Annotated in this window: 1 pseudogene; it reads left to right on the forward strand. The window is 55.4% G+C overall.

Annotation, left to right across the window (positions count from 1 at the left end):
• A pseudogene (locus G3N64_RS39510) lies at window positions 1–124 on the forward strand (IS481 family transposase); the annotation flags it as partial.
• Window positions 125–249: the final 125 nt, after the last annotated feature.

Consider the following 249-nt stretch of genomic DNA (forward strand, 5'->3'; position numbering starts at 1 on the left):
CCACACGGTACTGACCGACAACGGCATTCAGTTCACGAATCGTGCACGGGACCGCTACGCCTTCGAGCACATCTTCGGCCGCACATGTAGGGAGAGCGGCATCGAGCATCGACTGACCAAGGTTAAGAGGCCAGTTCAAAAAGACCCTCGAGGGGCTGTTAACTTCGCCGGCGACCTGTTAACCTCAAGCATCTGAGCAACGGGATCATGAGGAATGCAAGCGCCGATCGTTGATGACGAATTGTGGAT

The organism is Burkholderia sp. Ac-20344 (assembly GCF_017104975.1).
Taxonomy (GTDB): Bacteria; Pseudomonadota; Gammaproteobacteria; order Burkholderiales; family Burkholderiaceae; genus Burkholderia.